At 71.6% G+C, this 4,096-nt stretch carries 5 protein-coding genes; 4 read left to right on the top strand and 1 reads right to left on the bottom strand.

Annotated features, from left to right (window positions below; genetic code table 11):
• Positions 1-196: 196 nt before the first annotated feature.
• Positions 197-727 (top strand): hypothetical protein, encoded by a 531-nt coding sequence (locus tag ACFV2J_RS13940; RefSeq protein WP_385089725.1) that lies wholly within the window; start codon positions 197-199, stop codon positions 725-727.
• A gap of 572 nt (positions 728-1,299) precedes the next feature.
• Positions 1,300-2,334 carry a LuxR C-terminal-related transcriptional regulator gene (locus ACFV2J_RS13945; protein WP_385089728.1) on the top strand — a complete coding sequence of 345 codons (1,035 nt, stop codon included), beginning with the start codon at positions 1,300-1,302 and terminating at the stop codon, positions 2,332-2,334.
• Here ACFV2J_RS13945 and ACFV2J_RS13950 read toward each other — a convergent pair.
• Positions 2,297-3,283 (bottom strand): helix-turn-helix transcriptional regulator, encoded by a 987-nt coding sequence (locus ACFV2J_RS13950; RefSeq protein ID WP_385089731.1) that lies wholly within the window; start codon positions 3,281-3,283, stop codon positions 2,297-2,299. The genes ACFV2J_RS13945 and ACFV2J_RS13950 overlap by 38 nt on opposite strands.
• Before the next feature lie 143 nt (positions 3,284-3,426).
• Here ACFV2J_RS13950 and ACFV2J_RS13955 point away from each other — a divergent pair, with 143 nt between their 5' ends.
• Positions 3,427-3,633: a hypothetical protein gene (locus ACFV2J_RS13955; RefSeq protein WP_385089733.1), complete on the top strand. Its 207-nt coding sequence runs from the start codon at positions 3,427-3,429 to the stop codon at positions 3,631-3,633.
• A gap of 40 nt (positions 3,634-3,673) precedes the next feature.
• Complete coding sequence (locus tag ACFV2J_RS13960; RefSeq protein WP_168533875.1) at positions 3,674-3,970, top strand: (2Fe-2S)-binding protein; 297 nt, start codon at positions 3,674-3,676, stop codon at positions 3,968-3,970.
• The last annotated feature ends 126 nt before the right edge of the window (positions 3,971-4,096 follow it).

Raw genomic sequence — 4,096 nt, forward strand, 5'->3', positions numbered from 1 at the left:
GTGTTCGTCCGTCTCGTGGCTCTCGCTCTCCGGCTCCTTGGCGTGGGGGCTGGCGCGTCGCCGCCCCCTCGCCCTGCGGCGCTGGGGCGCGCGCGGGCGCCCCGGGCGCGGCGCCGCCCGGCGGCCCCCCCCCCCCCACGTGTCTGCCGGTCCGGGTGAACCGTTCCGGGCCGGCCGGGGTCTCACCGGGAGACCCGTGCCCGATCCGTTCGTACTGGAGGCGCCCGTGGCCATGATCGGCCTGTTCTGGATCACCGAGAAGAGCGTGTACGTGGGTGCCGAGCCCGCGGGGAACGGGCGCGGGGTGCGGCTCACCCCCGAGGGCCTGGAGGCCGTGGGCACGGACCAGAGGGGCTTCTGGGCGTGGCGGGACGTGCGTGCGGTCACCGTGCACGACGCGCAGGTGCGCTCCAGTACCCGGTGGCTGGTGAACAGCGTGATGGACACGGTCCTCGACGTGGCGACGGGCGGCGGTGAGGCACCGCCCGCCTTCGAACTCCACGTCCGCACCGACGAGGAGAAGGCCGAGCTGACGGTGTACACGGCGGCCGTCGGGGGCTACGTGCAGTCCGAGTACGAACTCTCGCTGGACCTGCTGGACCGCTTCGTCGACGGCACGGCGGACGTGGCACGGCTGCTGGAGTGGGGGAGCGTCGAGGGCGACGGCGTCACACCCTGGCGGGCCGCCCGCGAGGCACTGCTCAGAAGCTGGGCCGCGGCGGCCTGAGACGTGTGCGGAGGGCGCCGGGCCCCGCCCAGGAGGTCGTGGCGGAGGAGGGCGCTCTCCGGGCGCGGGCGCGTCCGAGCGCGCCCCGTGACGGGGTCGTCGCCTCCCAGGACCCCACCGCCGGCCCTCGGGCCGCCCAGGCCGTGCCGTACGCCTCGCCGGTGGGCTCCACGGTCGACCCCGCCTCCGCCGCCTACCGTGCCGTCAACTCCGGTATTTCACCCATCACTTCACGGGCGGGTGTCCCTGGGCGGGGCACGCCGTCGTGATCGCGGACCGGGCCGGCCCATGAGGAGGGACCGGGCGGCGCGGGTGTCGGAGGGGGCAGAGGTGACACCGTCATGTTGTTGCAGGGCGCCGCGCGGAGGTGGGGAAATGTCCCGACGTATGCGGGCGAGAGGGGGCGCGCGGGGGGCGCGCCCGTGTTGCGATGGCGGTCGGGGCCGCGCATAGTTGCGCTGCGGAAGACGCGGACCACGGGTTCCGCGGTGCGGAAGTGCTCCGCCGTGGACGGTGCGCAGCGTCGCATCACGGAGGTTGCCGGAGCCGGAGGTTGGAGCCAGGGGTGGGAGATGGCCGGGCACGGGACGGACAGGCATCCGCACGGCGCTGACCGACTCTGCGACGCCGGGGACCGGGTGTACTCCCGGGCCGTGCGGCGCGGACGGGTGCCGCGCGCGGACGCGGAGGCGGTGCCCTGCCTGGTCGAGTTGGCGCTGCTGCACCCGGACCCCGACGACATGGGATGGCTGGTGCCGACCTCGCCGCAGGAGGTCATGACGCGGCTGATCCGGGGTGTGTACGAGGAGGTCAGCGCGAGCCAGGCGCGGGTGGGCGACGCGGTGACGGCGTTCGAGTGGTACGCCGGGCTCGGCGGTCGGGTGCAGACGCAGGCCGAGGGGGTGGCGATCCGCGTCCTCGACGGGCTGCCCAGGATCCGGGCCGCGATGGACGAGGCGACCGAGGCGTGCACCAGCGAGGTGCTGACGGTGCAGCCGGGAGGCATCCGCCGCGAGGACGAGCTGTCGGAGGGTCTGCACCGGGCGCTGGAGATGCGCCGGCGGGGCGTGCGCATGCGGGACCTGTACACCCACGTGGCACGGCACGGCCAGGGCCTGCACAACTACATGGAGATGATGGGGGGCGCGGCGGAGGCCCGGACGCTCGACGAAGTGGTGGAGCGGCTCATCCTCTTCGACCGCAAGGTGGCGTTCATCCCGGCCAACGACGACCGCACGATCGCCCTGGAGCTGCGGCACCCGGCGCTGGTCGACTACCTGGTGACGGTCTTCGAGCGGCTGTGGCGGCTGGCGATACCGCTCGCCGCGCCGCTCCCGGAGACCGGCATCGACGGCATCACCCATCGCGAGCGTTCGATCGCGGCGCTGCTCGCCGAGGGCCACCAGGACGCGGTGGTCGCGGAGCGGCTGGGGATCAGCGTGCGGACCTGCCGGGCGCACATCGCACGCCTCTCGGAGACCCTGGGAGCGGCGAGCCGTACGCAGTTGGGTGTCCGGATCGCGCAGGCGGGGCTCGACGGGCCGCCGCGCTCCCCGGAGCTGCTGCCGTTCAGTGCTCCTGGTCCAGAATCCCCGACTGGGCGATGAGATAGCCGAGTTGGGCCCGGCTGCCGCTGCCGAGAGCGGTGGCCAGCTTGGCGACGTGGGCGCGGCAGGTGCGGACGTTCATGCCGAGGCGGCGGGCGATGGCCTCGTCGACGTGGCCCTCCACCAGGAGCTTGGCGATGGAGTACTGGATGTTGGTGATGCCGCCCGGGGCGGCGGTCTCGTAGGGCGCGCCGGCGGTGAGCGGGACGGCGCGGCCCCAGATGAACTCGAAGACCTTGATGAGGTAGCGGACGAGTCCCGGGTGGCGCAGTTCCAGGGCGACCTGCTGGTCGTCGCGGGTGGGGATGAAGGCGACGCTCTCGTCGCAGACGATGAGGCGCTCCACCAGCTCGTCGATGGTGCGGTACTCGACCTTGCCGTCGGACAGTTGGGCCACGTACGCCAGTTTGTCCGGACTGTGGCGGGCGGTGTGCTGATACAGCGTCCGGATCTTCACACCACGTTCGATCAGCGGCCGGTCGCGCTCCAGTCCCTGGAGGAGGCTGCGCTCGGAGCCGCGGTCGCTCGGCTGGATCGTGAGCATCTCGTGCTGGCACTGGGCGGTCGCCAGGTTCAGCGCCGCGTTGATGCGGTCGCCGCCCTCCAGCACTGTGATGGAGTGGGTGAGGGTCGCTCCCTGGACGCTGAGGGCCATGAACGGCTCAAAAGCGTCACTCAACTCGACGGAGAGGCGCCTGCGTTCGGTGATCTCGCGCTCTATGGGGTTGAGTCGCTGGGCCAGGGCCACCGAAGGGGGCACCGGACGCAGCCAGTTCGCGTCGTCGGGGTCGGGGTGGAGGAGTGCGAGTTCGAGCAAGCAGGGCGCGGGCTCCGCGTCCTCGCGCGCGATTCGTCCGGTGCGCAGCGCGTTCGCGTAGAGACGGCCTCCGTCCTCGCACAACTGGGTCACACCGTGGGGATGTGTCGCATTGGTCTGATTCGTTGTCAAAACTCCACCCCCCAGGGTCCTGAACGTGCAGGAACATGATGCATCGATTATGTGGCCACGACGTGCCCGAATGAGCCATCGTCTTATTCGACGGGGGAAGACGGGACTTTCAAGTGAGGACGAAGCCGACTATGCGTAACAAAATGCTTCGCTCGGTGCTTGTCGCCGCCTTCTCCGCCATGGTGGCATTCGGAGCTCTGGGCGGCCTCTCCGAGACGAAGGCCGACGTACTGGCGGACAGTCACTGGCCGGCGGTGGCCACGGACAACGTACTGGCGGACAGCCACTGGCCGGCGCCGGTCGCGAACGACGTGGTGACTCCGGCGGCGGATGACGGCTCCGGGAGTTGACGTGACGACGCCCCCCGACGACCGCTCCTTCCGTCGCGAGATGGCAACCGCCTACCGCTCCGGCTGGCACTTCATCGACCTGGCGACCGCGATCCCGCACACCGGGGATTCGCTGATGGTGACCGTGTTCGGAGAGCCGGTCGTCGTCACCCGGGACGAGGACGAGGACGTACGGGCGTATCGGTGTCTGCGACGGCCGCGCGGCGCGCCGCAGCCCGTGCGGTGTGCCATCAGGTACGGAATGATCTTTGTGAACCTCGATCAGCGTGACCACCAGCTGGCCGAGCCGGAAGCCCCGGACGTAAGGACCATCTCAGCCACCCCCCGCAGTGCCTGACGCGATTCCCCCGTCGTAGTAGATCGCGCAGGTACTTCCCCCCGCACCCGGGGGGGGGGGGGGGCCCCCAACCGCGGCACACCCCCCCACGCCGACCGGGCGGACCAGCCCCCGGGGGGCGCTGTG

The organism is Streptomyces sp. NPDC059668, from assembly GCF_042734135.1.
GTDB lineage: Bacteria > Actinomycetota > Actinomycetes > Streptomycetales > Streptomycetaceae > Streptomyces.